12 protein-coding genes are annotated in these 19,117 nt (G+C 39.1%); 1 reads left to right on the top strand and 11 read right to left on the bottom strand.

Annotated features, from left to right (window positions below; all coding sequences use genetic code 11):
• Nucleotides 1-2: 2 nt before the first annotated feature.
• From mads7 to I8U27_RS18835, 10 genes are all read right to left on the bottom strand, one after another.
• Nucleotides 3-1,655, bottom strand: coding sequence for a methylation-associated defense system protein MAD7 (gene mads7, locus I8U27_RS18880; protein WP_181754616.1), 1,653 nt, complete (start codon nucleotides 1,653-1,655; stop codon nucleotides 3-5).
• Entirely contained in the window at nucleotides 1,652-5,782 is a 4,131-nt protein-coding gene (gene mads6, locus I8U27_RS18875) for a methylation-associated defense system protein kinase MAD6 (protein ID WP_181754615.1), read from the bottom strand. Before mads6 ends, mads7 begins: the two co-directional genes overlap by 4 nt.
• Nucleotides 5,782-7,182: a methylation-associated defense system restriction endonuclease subunit S MAD5 gene (mads5, locus tag I8U27_RS18870; RefSeq protein ID WP_181754614.1), complete on the bottom strand. Its 1,401-nt coding sequence runs from the start codon at nucleotides 7,180-7,182 to the stop codon at nucleotides 5,782-5,784. The genes mads6 and mads5 overlap by 1 nt, the downstream gene beginning before the upstream one ends.
• Entirely contained in the window at nucleotides 7,179-7,640 is a 462-nt protein-coding gene (locus I8U27_RS18865; protein ID WP_198065909.1) for a hypothetical protein, read from the bottom strand. Before I8U27_RS18865 ends, mads5 begins: the two co-directional genes overlap by 4 nt.
• A gap of 498 nt (nucleotides 7,641-8,138) precedes the next feature.
• Nucleotides 8,139-9,200: a type I restriction enzyme HsdR N-terminal domain-containing protein gene (locus tag I8U27_RS18860; protein WP_198065908.1), complete on the bottom strand. Its 1,062-nt coding sequence runs from the start codon at nucleotides 9,198-9,200 to the stop codon at nucleotides 8,139-8,141.
• Nucleotides 9,197-11,212, bottom strand: coding sequence for a methylation-associated defense system DNA methyltransferase MAD2 (gene mads2, locus I8U27_RS18855; protein ID WP_198065907.1), 2,016 nt, complete (start codon nucleotides 11,210-11,212; stop codon nucleotides 9,197-9,199). The genes I8U27_RS18860 and mads2 overlap by 4 nt, the downstream gene beginning before the upstream one ends.
• A 211-nt stretch (nucleotides 11,213-11,423) precedes the next feature.
• Entirely contained in the window at nucleotides 11,424-12,866 is a 1,443-nt protein-coding gene (cap4, locus tag I8U27_RS18850) for a CD-NTase-associated endodeoxyribonuclease Cap4 (protein WP_181754612.1), read from the bottom strand.
• 4 nt (nucleotides 12,867-12,870) lie between these two features.
• Nucleotides 12,871-13,341, bottom strand: a complete 471-nt coding sequence (locus tag I8U27_RS18845; RefSeq protein ID WP_198065906.1) for a Mov34/MPN/PAD-1 family protein — start codon at nucleotides 13,339-13,341, stop codon at nucleotides 12,871-12,873.
• 16 nt (nucleotides 13,342-13,357) lie between these two features.
• Entirely contained in the window at nucleotides 13,358-15,097 is a 1,740-nt protein-coding gene (locus tag I8U27_RS18840) for a ThiF family adenylyltransferase (protein ID WP_181754609.1), read from the bottom strand.
• On the bottom strand, nucleotides 15,097-16,095 hold the full coding sequence (locus tag I8U27_RS18835) for a nucleotidyltransferase (protein ID WP_181754607.1): 999 nt from the start codon (nucleotides 16,093-16,095) through the stop codon (nucleotides 15,097-15,099). The genes I8U27_RS18840 and I8U27_RS18835 overlap by 1 nt, the downstream gene beginning before the upstream one ends.
• 604 nt (nucleotides 16,096-16,699) lie before the next feature.
• On the opposite strand from I8U27_RS18835, the gene I8U27_RS18830 reads away from it, so the two are divergent.
• Nucleotides 16,700-17,923: an IS256 family transposase gene (locus I8U27_RS18830; RefSeq protein WP_181754605.1), complete on the top strand. Its 1,224-nt coding sequence runs from the start codon at nucleotides 16,700-16,702 to the stop codon at nucleotides 17,921-17,923.
• Here the strand turns inward: I8U27_RS18830 and I8U27_RS18825 are convergent.
• Complete coding sequence (locus tag I8U27_RS18825) at nucleotides 17,915-18,895, bottom strand: AAA family ATPase (protein WP_181754603.1); 981 nt, start codon at nucleotides 18,893-18,895, stop codon at nucleotides 17,915-17,917. The two genes, I8U27_RS18830 and I8U27_RS18825, sit on opposite strands and share 9 nt — an antisense overlap.
• Between the last annotated feature and the right edge of the window lie 222 nt (nucleotides 18,896-19,117).

The raw sequence follows: 19,117 nt of genomic DNA, 5'->3' as shown, positions 1-19,117 counted from the left end.
CCTTATCTCAAACCCACTTCATTTGTTTCTTGAATCTTATATCTAGGTGAAACTTTTTGAGTAATATACGCGTCAGATAAATCTTCATAAAAACCAATTTCTCTCAATCGTTTTTTGAAAGCTTCGAGGTTCAGTCTGAGTGCTCGCTGCTCTAAAACATTTTTGCTATTCTGCTGATCTTTAGGTAATCGATCAATATAAAGCCCATACCTTTCCCGCAAAAACTCCAGAAGTTCTTCAATTCGAAGTTCGCGTGTAACAAATCTACCGTTCTTTTGTGTAAGAACAGCAAGTTGTAAAAGAACTTCGAGCAACTTACTACTCAGAACAAATCTTCTTGGGCTTCCTTTTCCTTTGGCTTGAGCGAGAATTCCTGTTTCCTTATTTTTCATTAAAAGTGAGTCCAAACATTTAACAATCGCTTGACGATGATAATTTCCACGGTAAGCCATTAATATCTCAATAAAAGTATGAAACTCATCCAGCCCCAAATCGATGACATTTCGGATCTCAGGATCAACATCTTCAGTACCCATGCTAGATTCTTCGATTAGACTAGCTAAGCGTGATTTGAAGTAAGCTTGTCGATCTGAATTGTATTCTGATCTTAAAAACTGAACCAAATCAGCCACAGTATGACTTGTTCCAAGCTTACCAATTTTGCGTAGATATTCTGCCATTTCATCCATCTTTTTAACAATAAAATTAGCTTGAATAAAAATGGGTATTTGCCTATAAAAACGATCCGCTGAATAAATAGAAAGTTTCTGCATATGATTATTGGTTGCATCCCCCATATCAATAATCAATGCAATATGATAAGGACAACCTTCCATGGAACGTGGATGACTTGGATTAGCAGGACATTCTTTAACTGTACAAATATCACTTCCTGACTGTTGTTTGACTATTTTAGGAAGAAGATAGAGTAATTTAAGATGATATAAGCCTAGATGAAAAGCTAACAATGTCTTAAGATAATCCACCAAAACTGAGCGAGGTACATAGGATTCATAAGCTAACAATCGTAAGATGTCATCAGCTAGAAGATCAGCCTGTCCAATACAAAGTGGTTGCAACCTAAGAGGTTCTGTAGAATCCTTTGCATCCTGTGTCACTTGTTGGTCCAGACGTAAGAGCGCCTGGGTCTCTACATCCACCACAACTTTGGAGTCATAGCGGTCTGTTACTAAATCAACTCCTGGAAAGAAAAATCGTTTTAGTGCATCACGCGCCGCCTGACCCCTGCCTTTTCGGGCATAATACAGCATCCAATAAATCTGCTCAGCAGCACCATAATCCCGTGAATGTTTAGTATTTCGAAACTTATAAGTATTTCCATGTAAGGGGCGTGGTGCTGCTACTGCCTGATTCGCCTTTCCACGATTTACAACATCCATCAAATCAGTCTCAATCCATTTCCGAACCACATCTGGATAAAGATCGAAACCTTTAAACCACTCAGGATGTTCAAGAAATTCGTCTAAAAATTCATCAATACTTAAGTCCATTCGACCTACTCGACGATTGGAAAACCCCTCATATTTTAATCGTGGAAACAAGTTTGTCAATACACGATCCATCTCTATATGCTTAAAGTCTACATAAGTGACTTTGGGAGTTCGAAACTCTTTGTCACGACCTTTTATACTCACCGAGCTTCCTCCTTCCCAACTTTATCTAAATACAGAACTCCTTTTTCATCTCTGATCATTCGAAAGAAATCATATCCATTTTCAGTGAGCAAAACTTCTCTATATGGAGCTGCTGACAATATGTTTTTAAAAACATTTAGACTAATATAGAAACCCTCTTCTTCTTCTACACTAGGTCTATAGCCTTTATTCAAACGCATTAGCATCTCGAAAACATCTAAGTTAATCTTCAAAGCAACCTTATGACCATTTCCAGAATCATATTGAAGAAAGAGATGTTGTGGAAGACTTTCTACGTAAGGATTTGAATGAATACTCTTCTCAGTAGTTAAAGAAAAATTCATACCATCAAATAGTCTATAACTATGAATCGTGCCGTGTTCTACCTTTCGAACACGCAACGCCAATTGATTCCCAAGTTGTTCAGTATTACTTAATCCTTCTCCCCGATTAATGGCTTGGAGAATAGTAGTAACCTCCACTTTACTTATATCGTCTGGTTCACTAATTAACTTTAAAAATTCCTGAACACTAGTGTATGGAAGCATATCCTTCCATCCTGAATCCCGACGCTCAAAGAAATGTTTTCGACGCATATAAGCTAAATATTCACGATGTTTGGTAACAAGCTGCTTACGATTCTTAGAGGTATAATCTCTAGGTAGATTTTGAAATAGTGTATCAATTAACTCCTCATCATATCTTGGACGTTGACTGAAGTGAAAACGAGACATCTTCTTTGTCTCAGGATTTAAGAAACCTAATTCTCGGTCTAATGCTGGATTGCTCACCTGAGCTATATCTATTTCTCTTAAATGAGTAATCAAACGATCTGCTGAAACTTCACTTCCGCCTAGCCAGGAGTTGAAATAAAAGCTTTCTAGTATGCGTTTGATATTCTCTTCACCGTTGGTTTGGTACAGCTGATGAATACCATTACAATCCTTTGTTCCCACTAACATATAGGCTAAAGCTGATCTGACATCACGCATAGTCATATGTAGACGTCCACGAAGATGCGTAATGGTATAAAGCATCTTAAGGCGTTCTAGTACTTTCGGTCCAACTTTAGGATCTTGGAAAGTAGAAGCGTTATGGAAAGCATAACATTTATCTTTAATATCACAGTTTGTGCAAGCTTCCCAATATTTTTTCTGCGTCATACTTAATATCAAACGCTCTAGAATAGAATCACCGTTATTATCTGGTTTCGCTACCACAGATCTCAAATTCAGGTTGATAACAGCTATGCCTTCTTGAGGCTCACGTCCAGCCAATCCCTTTTGAATATATTGTGCAATCAAAGGATACTCCTCTTCATGTTCAAGAAAGAAATCTACTAGACGTCCTTCATTAATCGCGATGATTCTTGTCTGATTTACAGGCCAACTAGAAGCGTCTTTTCCTCTAAACGGTGCAAAGAATTTTTGAAGTACTTCATCATTTTGTACATCTCCTTCATCTTGGCTTCCATCATAGTTACTGATAAAAGTGTGCCCTTTAAGTTGAAAAACAGCCCCATTAGCACCACGCTGCATTTGAGCTCCCTTACTTTCGACCCATGTTTCAAATTGCTGAATAAAAGCTGTTTTTCCGTCTCCAGCATTTCCACTAATAATAACTAAACGCAATTCACCCTTCAGAAGTGCTGGTTGTAGTCGTTCATCTAAGTAAGTGGTGACATAAGTTTCCTTTCCAATCTCGTCTAAACCTCTTGTCCCAGAATTCGAAACTTGACTCTGGCTATAAAGTGTCAACAAGTGACTGACAAACGGGTTAAAATTAGGCTGATTAGAGGTTAAACTTAACTGTCCTGCTGCTTTGGAACCTTCATAAATTTCACTGGTTGCCAAGATAGAGCGATAACGTTTCACTTCATTGAAATCATGTAGTAATGCTTCAGCGTAAGAATAACGATCCTTTCGCTCTGGAGCAATCATCTTCATAAGTACACGAATCAAAGCTGAGCTTAAATCAGCACAACCCTTGAATTGTTTCGGATCTTTGGGTGGCTTTCTTAGTGGTGGAGTTGGCTCGTCGAATGGATAGTGACCTGTTAAGCATTCGTAAAATGTAATACCAAGAGCATATAAATCTCGATCGATCCGATCTTCTACAGTAGCTTCAATAGAGAAATTATAATCTGGAGGCAAATAACGCCGTGTTCCACCACCGATCTGACCTTCTTCTCGCTCACTAACTGCCACATTAAAATCAATGATACGTACCCCTTTATCAGTCCAAAGCAGGTTAGAAGGCTTAATATCTTGGTGGTATACACCATGTTTGTGAATATGTGCTAATCCTTCAGCCGCTTGACGGATCATTTGGACTGTATCTTCAACAGATAGCACTTCAGCATCAATTAAGTCGGATACATCCAATCCTTCGACATATTCAAATACAATGTAAGGTGTTTGTTTAGAATCATTAAATCGGTCTGCCCAAAATACTCTAACAACATAAGGATGTTCAGGTATGTGGGTAAGAGTTAAGTATTCTCGTCGAATACGCTCAAAAACACTATGGCGGTCTTTTGTCACGATTTTAATAACCCTCACTACGTCTGCGTAGGAGTCAAAAACTTTATAAGCTACTCCAAAACCACCACTACCTAGTTTTTCTTGGATACGGAATCGGTTCGCAAGGATAAAGTCCTGTGGTAGATTATTAAAATCGTCTGGTAAAGGTTGAACGGTTTGTCTGTGACCAGCGGAGTTATTAGATTTGACTTCTGGTAAAATGATTTGATCTAGCAATTTTCTTGCTGTATCTGCACTGGTATAACGATCAGTTGGATCAAATTCACAGAATTTCTGGAGCCATCCGTCTATTTCCTTTGGTAAATCAGGCTTAAGTGAAGATGGTTTATTAGGAAATTTGCTATTTAAATCTAATAGATGATCTATATTCTTAAACGGATGCTCTCCTACTAGTAATTCATAGAAAATCACTCCAGCAGCGTAAAGATCTGAAGCTACACTAACTTGAGTTGGGTCTTTATAACATTCTGGAGCCTGATATGCATGGTCTAAATGATCCTCAATTTGAAGCGCAATCGTACTCGTTCGACTTCCTATCCTTGCAAAATCAAAGTCTGTTAATCGACTCTGTCCACCCCGAGTGACAAGGACAGCATCTGGTGTTAAGTTTCGATGAATGACTCCATATTGATGAGCATGATCTAATGCGGAAAGGACATCACGCATCACCTGCAACTTCTGATCGAAAGTCAATGCTAGGTTTGTTTTTCTAATATGTTGCCGTAAAGCTTGACCATTCACATCCTCTGTTACTATAACCACTCGATCTTTTTCTTCAGTCAAAAAAAGATCTTTAACTCCCAATATATTCGGATGAGTTGGTAACAGAGCTACGGCCTGATAAGCCGTACTAAGCTTTTTAAACTCTTCTTTCCAATCTTCTTCTTCTTGATATGGATCAGTCTGATAAACTCGCAAACGTACCATTCCACTGCTCTTTCCCAGAAGACTGTGCTTAGCGCGGTATTCTGTAAAATAATTGTTTCCGCCCAATCTCTCCTCTACTTGCCAATTCCCAAAACATTGAGCCGAGCTCCGTGGGTTCGCCTTACCCTGAATTGCGCTATAGATCATTCGATGCAGGGAACGAATATCTTTCAACCTATGTTCTGGAATGCGGCTCGTATCTCGAAAATATTTTAGACAGTGCTTGAGATGAATCACGTCTGGACCATCTATACCTGAAGGGTCATTAATTCGAGCAGTGTCTGCAGTCAAGAGTACCGTAGCTTGAACATGAGCTTTCCTTAACTCCGTTTTACCTGGATTGCTTTCTCGAATAATTGTAGACATAATACGGGCATGCTGGCGAAGTTTGGCTAATGGAGAATGATAGGGCTGACGTCCCTCTGGATACCATTTAGAACCATACACATCGATTAATCCTTGAGTTCCTTTAACATCGACTAGATACAATGCATGAGGAGCCAAGATGGCCAGGTCGATCTCAAAGACCTCCTGACCTTGGCGTAATTCAAAGTTATGGTAAATAGACCAGTCCTTTGGCAAATGATCACGTAGATAGGCAATAGCTTTGCGTTCAGAATCGTTAGCTGGTTGTCCAATAGAAATGACTTTCGCCATTACTGTCCTCCTTCCTCGATAGTGCGTTCGACTAGAGAAACGGCTGTTGCCTCTAATTCTTGAGATTTTAATAGAAGATTTCCAGATTCTTTAATTAATTGGTCAATTTGGTTTCTTTGTTGAATACTTGGTGTTTGAGGTATTTTAATACTCAATACAGAATCCAGAGGTAAAAAAGGAATTGAACTTCCTGCTGCAGTCCTAGCCAATAATTGGTATCCTACATCTGTCAAGCATAGGAATGTATAAACATAGCCAGGTGGAAAACTTAGATTCTGTGATCGTATTCGAAGAATATGTGGTGAAGCTGCAAAACCATCAAATCTCTTATCTGCCCAAACTCCCCGTCCAATAATTCCCCCAACTTGACCACTTCTAGCAATCAAAGTGTCATTTTCATTTATTCGCCAGCTCTCGTCTTCACCCAACAGCTGATTTTTTAAATAACGCTCTGGGGTAATAGTCTTATTAAAGATTCCTCCGCTCGTAATAAACGGCGTTCCATATCCTGGATCTACAAAAACTTGTTTTAAACGGTTAGATTCGAATCCTTTTATATCTGCTTCCGCAAGTGTTATCCCTTTGGCATTTTCAACTAGTTTTTCCGCTTCTTGAGCAACGGGATTGTGATATGTTGCATCAAGACGTTTAAGTACATCAGCTGATGATGCAGACGAAAAAGCAAAATTCCTAGCACCAAAGGCTAATTTTTCAGGAAAGTTACAAATAGAATTCAATAAATCTGCTGCTTGTTTACGAAGCGCAAGAGCTTCAACGTGCAAATCTGCTGCTTGTTGGATAAGTTCGTGTGTTTGCTGCTCTACTTCACCCAAACGTGGCACAGGTAGGTCAGCAATATGATTTGGCTCAAGATGTGTAATAATTGATCCATATGTTCCAGAGATAACAAGCGGTACACCAAAGCGTGTACTTAGATACGCATATAGATATCCTGGAAGAATTTTGTTTTGGTCGGGTATAACACGAAGTACATCTTCTGTACAAGCCATACCATGCATGTCAGAACGTGCATAGGCCATTCGACCAATGGTTCCTGACCTTGTTATTAAAGTCCAGTTTTCTTTAATTAGAAGTTTACTATTTATTTTTGCTACCGATTTAGCAATATAACTAACATAACTCAAATCAGCTTGAAGTATATCTGTGCTTGAAAGAAATGGATATCCATATTCAGGATTATTTACCCAGTTACGTGTAATTCGACCAGGATTAATGATTCCATTAATACCCTCTTGAGTAAGATCTTGTAATCTATCCTTTGGAACTTTCAGTTTTTGTAGTAACTCCCGCGTTTCAATTGCACCAGACATATAAGGACCACAGTCTAAACGATGTCCTTCATTCTCAATCCATGTACTGGGGACTGTTTTTATCTTCATGACGTTACCTCGCCTGTCTCTAAAAATTCTCTGAATTTCTCAGCTACAAGTGGCAATTCATCATCTACACGACGATCACGCCGATTGACACGTCGAATTTGGACTTCACTACCCATCCTTACCCGTTCAATCACTTCTTCATCAAAGATAAGTTCCTCACCATCTGGAGCACGCTGGAAAAGAAGATTTCCTCGTGGATCAACTCCAGCTCGATCTATTACAGCCATAAAAACCTTATATTCAGGGTGTTCTGTCCGTACCAACTCTTCCTGACTTCGGCGGCGCAATACTAAGAAGCTCGGCAAAGCAGGAGTTAACCCATACTCCTTCACGGTCACTTTAAAAGGATTAACTGGCAAATCAACACTTGCTAGTACCTCACAATGACGAAGAATCCACCAGCGAATATACTCATCACTTGGATTGCCAAGAAGACCATCTGGCAACAAAATCCCCACTCTTCCACTTCCAGGCTTAACCCATTGAAGAGCTCGTTCTAAAAAGAGGGCTTCTGGAGGGACACCGCCTGTATTTAGTTGACCTGTATTACGATAGCCACCATCTTCTATCTTTTCCCATATATGTCCAAGATGATATTTTTCTAGAATAGCAGGATCTGTAATAGTATCTCTAGTGGAGAACCAAGGATTGAGTAAAACAATTATCCATAGACTCTAATGGTAGAGCATGACGTCCTTCTCTCAAACCATCCAAATCTCCATCTGGAAACATCCGTGCATCCAATCGAAAAATACGTCCTGGATGTCCAGAAGTAAAAAGCATATTCATCCGACTAGCGACTACTAAAAATGGGTCTATATCACAACCTAGCACATTAGATGATGCCCATCGGGCAGTATAGCTTTGAGCTTCTAGTAACTGTTCTGAGGTCGCCTCCTCCAGCGTAATCCCTAGATTCGTCAAGTACTGTTGAAAAATATGAGTAGCAGCCATAGCTAGAAAAGTCCCTGTACCGCTTGAACAATCGAGTAGACGTTCCTCAGTTGAGGATTAAGCATTTGAACAGCCATTTCAGCTACGTTAAGAGGAGTAGGATACCGTCCTTCTCTACCATCCATCACACTCCGAACAATGGCACGAAATGCTTGAGTTCGATAACGAGGCTGAGTTTCACTAAGTGAATAACGTGCGAGCTCCATTACAACCCTTGCGGTGTGTTGTGGTTCTAACTCTAAGTTCCAACCTAAAGTCAAAAGATTTGGTTGCCAGTTTCTTGATTCTCGTATACATGCTTCAATACGCCGTTGAATCTCTTGTTGACCTTCTATAGTATACGGTTCGTCGCTACGTATCCAAAAATTCCGCTCATGTGGAGGTCTGGTCTCATCAAAGATTTTAGCAAGAAGAAGTACAGCTAGCTGCTTAAAGGCATCCTTGTGATCTAGACCTAAATTCCGATTTAAGTACCGATGGCAACGCATCAAGGCTTCCTTCAAATCTTCTGCTTCCACGCTAACTTGAATAATACCACCAGTTCGATTCAAGTCTCCTAACTGCTCACCAGGAACAGGCCAAATAGCAATTGGTTTCAAACGAACTTCAAAACGCGTATGTTCTGCTTGAAGAATAAACTCTTCCTGTCCATTGGTCCACATACCAAAATCAACAGCTTGAAGGAGTCTCATCAATTCTCGTAACTGTTCTAAATCGTGATCAGCTTCTGAGAAAGTACGTAAACGATCCTGGGAAGTTTGATTTCGGCAGATGATAATTCGCTCTAAGTTCTCGTTAATATGCTCTCTCCCTGAACGAAAAATAGCAATGTCAATCCGCTTTTGTCTATGCCCTGGAATACGCGGATTATAGTTTACTTCCAGATCCGAGCGGTCAAAGCCATAACTTTCGATTAGTGTACGAAGTACTTTTTGAATTAACAATTTTTTAGGAGATTCTTTAACCTTTTCACCTGTTAAGATATCTATAAAGAAATTCTCTACTGTTTCTTCTCCAGTACCCTCACTTGGTGCTTGCATGCTGTCTTCATTCATTTCGCTCATCGATTATGCCCCTTTAGGAATTCTCGATACTTCTTCGCAATTACTGGCAAATCATTATCCTCTACTTTTTCATGTCGAACCAAAACACGTTCAACAATCTGTCCACCAATTCGAAGTCGCTCAGTGGACTCACGAAGCCTCATAATCTCCTCACCATCAGGTGTTCGCTTATATAACTTATTCCCACGTCTGTCATACCCAACTTTCTCAGCTACAGCCATAAATACAGGGTATTCTTTTTGTCCATTGATAGATTCAAAACGTTTTTCTTCCTCACTCTTTCGGCGAAGGAAAAGTAAACTCGTAAGAATATTAACATTGGCTTCAGCCACAAAAGCTTCCACTGGAAGATCCACACTAGCTAGCACTTGTGTTTCACGCATAATCCACCAGCGGATATATTCTGCTGCTGGATTACCTAGAATACCATCAGGAAGTACGATCCCCATACGTCCAGTTCCTTGTTTGAGCCATTTTATACAACGCTCAATAAAAAGAATTTCTGGAGCTACGCTACCCTTGATATTTCCAGTATTACGGAAGCCACCTTCCCCATCTGGCTCCCAGTTATGTGCCAATTCGTAATGTTGGAGAATATTCTTATCAGTGATTGGAATATCTGAACCAAACGGTGGATTGGTCATGATCACATCAATACTACCAAGGGGAATATCTTTTCGAGCTTCTTCTAGATGTGGTAAGTGCCCATTTGGAAACTCTAGCGAGTTCATATGATATAAATGTCCACGCCCATCTCCAGCCATCACCATATTCATCTGAGACGCTCGGATTAAAAAAGGATCAAAATCAGCACCAAAGACCATATGACTGGCATATTCTCTGAGTCTCTCATGGACACTTAAAAAGTCAGTGGTATTTTCCGTTCCTGCTTCTGTATTCATTTCTGCGCGAAACTTTTTTATCATGTGTCCAAGTGTTTCAACCAGAAAGCCTCCTGTTCCACAAGCAGGATCAAAAACGCGCTCATGCTCTTGAGGATCAAGCATCTCTACTACGAGTTTGACAACCCCTTTTGGAGTAAAGTATTGACCACGATCTCCACGAAGGTTTGTTCCAACAATTTCTTGGTAAGCGACACCTTTAGCATCTACATCAGTGCGAGTAAAGTCATACTTGGATAATTCAGAGACAATGAAAGCAAGGGCACGATCAGTTAAGGTAATTTCTTCGTTACCCCGAAAGATATTAGCATATGTTTCTTTCATCTCAGCAAATAACTCTTCAATTCTCTTTCTAATTTCCTTACGACCCTCATCTTTGTATTGCTCTTTTGGACCCGCCCAGAAGCGACGATGCCAAGTATTTCTATGTTGATGTCTCAAGTTCTCGTCATGCATTTTACAGAAAATAAGATATAAAAATTGCCAAAATGCAGCATCCTTCGGCATTCCTTCATTTCCATGAATGAAATTATGGCAACGACGGAATGTAATTTTTAACATCTCTTTGTCTGCCTTGCGAGTATGAGCATTAGAGACGACTTCTTTTGTTCCAATTGATTCATCAGCCATCGGCCAATCACCAATTGGATTGCATTTCGTTTCAAAACGCCTCTTCTCTTTTTCTAGGAAAAAGAACTCCAAACCATTAGTCCAGAGACCATATTGTACCGAATCAATGTCTTGCATAATCGTTTCAAGTTCTCTTAGATCAGTTTCAGCTTGATCAAAATCACGAATACGAACAGCATTTTTCCCTACCTGTGGCTCTTGACGGCAAATGACTACTCGGCTTAAATTCTCCAGATTATGTTCCTTTCCATGATGGAAAATAGCAACATCCACTTTTTTTCTATTTCCTACAGAGAAGTCATTTTCCATATCATCTGGAGAAAAACCATATTCATGAATAAGTGCACGAACAATACGCTGCCGAACTAATTCTTTTTTAGTCTCTTTTATCTGTTTGCCTGTGATATAGTCAAGCGTATATCCAGATGCAATAGTTTGTTCAGGTTGTTTCTTTTGTTCACTAAATAAATCTAAACTCAATGTAAACTCCTCCATAGATACATCTATTTTCATTTCTAGCTCTTTAGCTTTCATCAATTTGGTATAAATAGTTTAGCATATTTCCTTCCAGTTGCATCGTCTTCAAGACTTAGATACTCAATTTATCTGAGTTTTATTTTGTGAGTGTTCCATAAAAGCTACCGATTTTGTAAGCAATCTTAAGTCCTCATATATGTGATTTCAAGTTAGACTAAATTAGACAAGTTGGAGTATACATCCCTGTATGAGTCCACTCATAACATTGCACTGGAGCTAGTGCATTCCAGCGATGCCCAAGAAATAAGGCTAAATGAGAAGGACCTGCGTAAAATAAATGTATACACTTTGTTCTGCACACTCCTAAAGTATTTTTGATCTCTTTTTTTATTGCCTCTACTGCTACATTCGCATGTTTCGGTGAAAGGATCGGTTCTCTTGAAGTTAAATGTAACATGGATAACTGAGAAAGATTGGCTTGTCTTAAATACTCATTTACCTCCGACATCACATGATCTTTCATAATACCAACTGTTACAACAAGATGATTATCATCACCTTTTTGAAATTCGGTTGAGAGAGGATAAAGGGGTGTTTCTGCTGTGGGATGGTCATTGGTTGCCCAGCGTTCTCCACGATAATCTATCTCAACAACAAAGCCAGAAACAGCAGAGAAGACAGAACCAATTGCTATAGCCGAAGAGATTCGTCTATTATCTTTTAAGAGAATATGGCGCGTACTGCGATTTTTGATGATCCAATCACGAGTCTCTTGCAAATCTCTCATTAATCCTTCATTCCACTCTTTGGAAGATGGATATTCCCGCTCAGCTCCTCCAAAAAAAGGAGTCCACTTGAAATGAAGCTCCTTACGTTCCCTTTTACTAGGTTCAATTTCTGTAAACAAGATAATAGGGTGAGATGTTAATCTGTTTCTTTCACTTATGGCTGATTGGATGGTTTGCTCAATTTGCAGACGTGTAATAGGTCGCGCCTTATGAGTCCGTACCAGATTATGTAAGGCAATATAAACATTGTTCAATTCTTTTACTGATAAGTCCTCATACATAGGATGATGTTCAATGAGTTGACTTTGAAACAATCCCTTAGTCTTTTCATCAGAGTGAAGGTACCAATCAGACTCAATTAAAACCTTCTGGTATAGAAAATCAGCTATTTCATCGCTTTTTCCAAGTTTTCGTACTCTTTCCTTGTATGCTTCCATCGAGTGCTGCATTACGCCTGATGAAGATTCATAAAATGGTTGTGAGTCTCGTAATCTTCGTAATGCATTCACTACAGTCTTTATCTCTTCAGAAATACCTGAACAACATAAAGTGAAATGTCGAAACGTTCCTGGTGAGCCTTCATCCATTTTCTTAAATCGCTCTATCTCTGCCCAAAATTTTGCTGGAGTCAAAGAATGATTTTTAGCTTCAACTGCCTCTATCCCTTCTCCCTCTCCTGGTACATAGAATTTCGCTTCTATATCCCCTGTTGCTTCACGAATAACAGCGGAGAAGCCTTCAAATGACAACCAGTAAGGAATTTTACAAAGAATAAGGTTGGTTTGAAAGGCGAATCCAGAATCGGCAATGTCTCCTCCTATGGATTCGGGCTCTAAAAGTGATGGAGTTTGTTTTTCTTTTTCGTCCAAAAAATTATTCCTCCTCAAATATAAGCTCTCCATTTTGCATATCGAAATTAGGAACAAATAAGTAAGCTCTTGCTTGAAGTTCCTCCTGACCCAACTTCACAATGAGAAGGACAGCAAAATTAGCTCCTACATCAGGATCATTTACTATATCCAGCATGCTTTGTTGATCACAAGTGCTTGGTGAAAGTGAAAAAGAAGGGTGAGAGTGCCACTCACCCAAATAGTTAAAGCGAGTATAATGGTGATTGTGCCTGTAGAAAAAAGTTGTTAGGTATTTTCTTAATGAATCGTGAACTGTTCTAGTAAAAGATGTCCATGTGCCTCCATTTCTTTGGACAGTTAGTTCACAGATCCGAAAAACTCCTTCAGACACATGTTCCCCCATCAAGATACCACCAATTTCCCTCCGCCCAGCTAACTGTAATTCTCGTTCCAATTGCCTAACAATGCGCTGTGGAAGAATTAATTTAATCATTCATTTTCTCCAAGATCTATTTTATTAGATCATAGTTTTCTTTTATTTCCTCTGGGCTCATTACATCTATACTCTTCTCTACTCTAGGCAAATGTTCGGTTACAATCGGTCTTGTGTCAAACGGTTGACTAAATATCCATTCTTGAGTTAAGCCAATCAAATACATTGAATAGGGAAATATAGAATGTGTATCAGTAACAGCAGTGTCTACTATCAAGCGAGTCAAATGACTGGAAATCACTGACACATCAGCATCAGAAGCAATCCATAGCTCTCCATTTTCATTTTCCAATGTATAGGGAGAAGTGATACTTAATTCAAACTCTGGTGCCTCTACTGTAATTTGGTGAAAATGTCTTCTCATAGTGAGCGGATCTGGGTCAATATCTGGGCGGCTACGGGCAATCAGACCACCTATTCCCCCTGCAAATACCTCACCCCAAACCATCGCTTTCCTATATCTACTACTAACTGAAGCCAAAAGATTGAAAACTTGTCCATTCGCTGTAGCATCCACTATTACATCACAAGTACTGAGTCTGGACAAAACCTGATTTAAACTTGTAGTTGCTTCTTGGCCAATTATGTTAAGTCTAGATACATAAATCTCCATATTTGGAGCAATAAAACGCAGCTGCCTTTCTACTCCATCCACCTTATGAAATCCAATATCTCTCCAGTCTAGGGCATGTCGCTGAACATTCGCCTGTAAAAAAACGTCTTCATCTACTAAAACAAATTTTCTTAACCCCATTCTAGCTAGAGAAATAGCAACCTTACTCCCCAAAGAACCGAGTCCAACAATTCCAATACGCTTTTCTTCTAAACCTTGAAGAGAGCTAGGTCTCCTAATTGATATGTCATCCTCATTGCCCATGAGGATCGTCATTTCTGCTAGTTTCTGATTTAAAATGAGATAAGGATGAAGATCGTTCTGTTCATCAATGAACAACACACCTCGTATTTCATTTGAAGAAGCCTCTTGCTCTCTCAATAGATCCAAATCTAATGTGTAGTTATGAAGTCTACTGAAAAGTTCAATTGCCTCATCCAATGTAGTTAGCTTTTTAATCTCCTTCGTAGTCGCTGAAGTGCGTAACACAGCCATCTGTACCCTTGTAAATTGCTCTCCTGATGATATTAATTCTGGAAGATTAGGATGTTGCCACTCAAAGGTATCTGGTAGTTCAATCTTTGCTATATGGAAAGTAGCTGAATCTTTTAGAACGGTAAGAGAAAGATCTATTGTTCCTTTCTTTCCAATCTCTAAATGCGACATCCATTCGGCAGTCTTTTTATACATGATTAATCGGAATATCTTTCCTCTCATGCTTTGACCGATTGTTAAAAAGTGACGTGATGGAACCTCTTCACGATCACTATCTTTACCTAAAGGATTCTCAGCATCTAATAATCGAAAAGTGCTTTCAAGCATCTGAGCACCTGTAACATCAGGTTGCCAATTGTCGGGTCCCCATTCTAGACATAGAGAACCATCCATATATTGATGCTCCGACCATCTTATCTTTGTATCCACTGGAATGACCATTGGTGGAGTTGCTGGAAAAAAAGGAGGATAGATTAGCTTGACAGAGTATGTAAATCCATGAGCTTGAATATTTGCATATATGCACAAGCTACTTGCATCCAGCGACCACTCTACTCCCAAAAGCCATTCAACTTTAGCTTGTAGTTGATCTATTGCTTTACGCTCAATAGCAAAACGGTGATGGTCAGTAAGAAACCAAATACTCATTAAGCATATCCTCCAGGCTTTTTCGGCTCCACAGGGCGATTTGGGAATGTTAACGCAGATGCTGATAGTGCCTTACCTAAAAGTGAATTAGTTGTTTTTCCACCTGATTTAGGAAATCGATTCCCAAAAATTTTACGCCACTGCTCCAAAGACTTCTCTTCATCTTCTTCATTCAATGCCTTTCTTCCAAGATCAGCATGTGCCTTAACTTTATTATAAAATCCATTAAATTCATTGAACGTCATCCCACTCGTAACTGAATTACCTGGAACTCCAGGATCTTCAATAGTAGGAACCATACTCCACTCTACATAAAAGGCATACTTTTCAACAATTTGCTCAAGTGTTCCTACAAACAGTTCTCCGTATTGAGTTTCCTCCCGATCCATACACTCTGCAACAATACACTCAATAACAAAGCCTTTTGGTCTTTTACTAATGGTTGGATTTTGCCTTCTCCACCATTTCATCAGTTTAACAAGCGGCTTGAAGTGTCCCCCACTGTCCTTGTTTACCTCGGTTGTCCATTCTGTATGCTTTGGAGGGTTAGTCACAAGCCACTTTTCTTCTTCTCGATCAGGTATGTATAAAGTTCCTTCCATTCCATCAGGAGCGATGATAGGGACAACATCCATATCTACTTTATCCGTCTTGATTCCGACCGAACGTGTTTGTCTTCGAATGTCTGGATACTCGTTTTTTAATGAGTTGTAAAGAAGGTCGATCACTTCTTTTGGATTATCACTTAAAACATGATTTGTCACCACAATGATATCAACGTCAGGTCTAGCGATATTGTCTTCTTTCGTCTGTGAACGAATAGCGGTATCTCTTTTATACGAGCCTGATAAAAACGTATTAACATGATATGGTTCAAATGTTTCATGTTCTCGAAGATACTTTCGCAATTTTGTATGAGCATCACTAGCATTAGTTTTTGTAGTTGAACTCGGCTCAATATCACTTAGAAAATCTTTAAATTGGGATTGTGTCACCATGACCGTTCCTCCATAACAAACAAAATTTGAATATTTTTACATTATATCACGAACATAAGTTCTTTTAAGCATATCTATAATAATGATCAATCTAACTTTCACTTCACTGAAACAGACTATCTCTCCAACTGTTTACACAATCTGTCTTTGCCATTTAGTTGTTACTCTGACAATTAATTAATTCATTTAACTCCAATAATCATCTTCACCATTTATCAACCCAGTTCGGCCATTCAATATTATGATAAATACAAGAACGGCGAATAGTGTAAATATAATAATCAGAGATGAATTCTAGTCTTTCTTTCTTTATCTGTATCACCCTTTTTAACTCGTCTAAATCAAATATTACAGGGGCCTTCTCAGCACAACTTTCACATAACCACCAGCCATCACACCATTGATGGTCATCTGCTAAATCCAGATAATCCTTACACCCACCATCACATTCATGGGATTCATATTCGTAATAGTAAACATCAAACTTGAGTTAAGTCCGATATAATGTGTAAATTTGGTTTTGGTTAAATACCAATAAGAGCCAATGAATCCTCTCTTTGATAGAATTAGTTTGCCGACTATTCCAAAAAGAAAGGTGATTCAAATGGCTCAATATAAGATTAACCTAGATGAGGAAACGTTGCACGGATTATTTTTTCAAGGGGAGGGTGTGGCTCGTCTGCTGGAGCAGGTACTGAATCAAGTATTACAAGCCCAGGTAACAGAGCAGCTGCAAGCGGATCCTTATGAGCGTACCGAAGAACGACAAGGATACCGAAATGGCTCTTATCCTAGGAAGATTACGACACGTGTAGGAACGATCACCTTACACATTCCTCGCTTGCGCGATGGAAGATTTTCAACTGAGATGTTCCTGCGCTACCAGCGCAGTGAGCAAGCTTTAGTACTTGCCTTAATGGAGATGGTGGTGAATGGGGTCTCAACACGAAAAGTCACACAGATTACGGAAGAATTGTGTGGAACAGAGTTTTCGAAGTCGACTGTCTCCGATCTATGTAAGAGACTCGATCCCATTGTGCAAGCTTGGAATAACCGCAATCTCCATGATCAAAAGTACCCGTTCTTATTGGTGGATGCTTTTTATCTCAAGGTGCGTGAACAGGGGCGAGTTCGTTCTCGTTGTGTCATGATCGCGACTGGCATCAATGAGGAAGGATATAGGGAAATCCTGGGACTCATGATGGGAGATAGTGAATCTCAAAGTAGTTGGACTGAGTTTTTCAGCTGGTTGAAGAGCCGTCGTTTACATGGAGTCGATTTAGTGGTCTCAGATCATCATAAAGGCCTTGTTAACGCAGTGAAAACTCAATTTCAAGGCTGTACTTGGCAGCGTTGCCAGACTCATTTCATGAGGAATTTGAAGGATGCCACACCGAAGGTGTTGCAGTCTGAATTGTATGCTCGTGTACGTGCGATATTAGATGCAAGTGACGAAAAAACAGCTAGGGTTTTACTGGACCAAGTCTTAGAAGACTTCGAAAAGAAAGCTCCACGTGCTGTGCAGTTGCTAGAAGAAGCGTATTATGATGTGACTGCAGTGCTAACTCTCCCTATGCGTTATCGAAAGCGGTTACGCACAACCAATGGGGTAGAACGTCTAAATGAAGAAATCCGCAGGCGTGAACGAGTGATTCGCATTTTTCCTAATCGTGACTCGGTGATTCGTTTAGTGGGTGCTGTCCTTATGGAAATGGATGAAAAATGGAGTACGGGTCATCGTTATTTCGATATGACTGAATACTGGGAGTGGCATGAACAGCAAGAAAAAAGCTCTAAAACTACTGAAAAGGTCCATCAGTTAGCCTAGAGCCAGTTTTCTATCTTGAGAGAGGATTTTACACACAATTTTGGACTTGATCCCTCTATTCTCCAATAATATAAGCTTGTCTAAATTATCATCTCTTATCTGTACCCAACCACTCTCATCTTTTTGAGAATCTAAATAAGACTCAAACTCCTCTTTGTTCCTATCAAATACTTTATATTCATCTAGTTTCTCACCAAAATATTCTTCTAACTTCTCTTGACCATGATTCCCTGATGTATTCAAGCTTTTATAAAAACTATAACCTTCAGGTGAATCTGGATATCTTGGATGGACAGCTACTTTATTTGTAAATGCTAATCCTAATGCTTTTAAAAACGACTTAGCAATTATTTTTTCATTTCTATAAGACTCTATAAAACGGCATATCCCTTTTGAAAGAGAAGGTATGCCAAAATGGTTTTGACCATAAATGCCAGAAATATTGTAACTTTTAATAGCCCTGTGCCCCTGATAGTTAGGTCGTCTATTTTCAGGGTACTCACCATGAATTGAAATGACAGAGGTAATTACATTAACTGGTAAGAAATCCTTAATTTCATGGTAAGACACAGATCTCTCTGCACTTTGTTGATGACTTCTTAATACATCTCCTCTTCTAGGATCCCACTCTTTTAGAAGTGAGCGCTCTAATATACCTGCTACAGAGATAAATATATTTTTATCTTCTTTCTCAAGAATAACATGTCGAGTATTATCTTCTAGAAGAAGTCGGTATTTTAGAACAAAGTCGGACTGAATTTTACTGTGATATCTCTGTAAGTTATGAAATATTTGTGCAATAAAACTCATTAAAGTAGTCTTTCCTGAGCCATTTTCTCCAACTAAAACCGAAAAACTATTGTTTTTAAAGTAATCATGGTAATAGTTAGGTAGCCCTTCTTTCGGTATAAAGTTTATATATACATCCTTTAGTTTTTTAAACTCTTTTATGTAGAGTGATTCTAATTGCATATTAACCTCCAAGAAAAACACTATTGGTTCATTTTGGCATTATTAATATCGAGTATATCATATACAAATTAAAAGTATCTATGTAGTACATTCTTTAGTTTTAATCAAATTTGCAAACAGAAAGGGGCTGTCCCAAAAGTAGAAAATCTACTTGAAGGTACAGCTCCTTTTCATGTTGTTTACAGAAATTTTATTTTAGTGTAGAGGGTGGATGAAATTCAC

Source organism: Paenactinomyces guangxiensis, from assembly GCF_016055185.1.
Classification (GTDB): Bacteria; Bacillota; Bacilli; order Thermoactinomycetales; family Thermoactinomycetaceae; genus Paenactinomyces; species Paenactinomyces guangxiensis.
The sequence above is the reverse complement of the archived record's forward strand: the minus strand, read 5'-3'. Positions and strand labels throughout refer to the sequence as shown.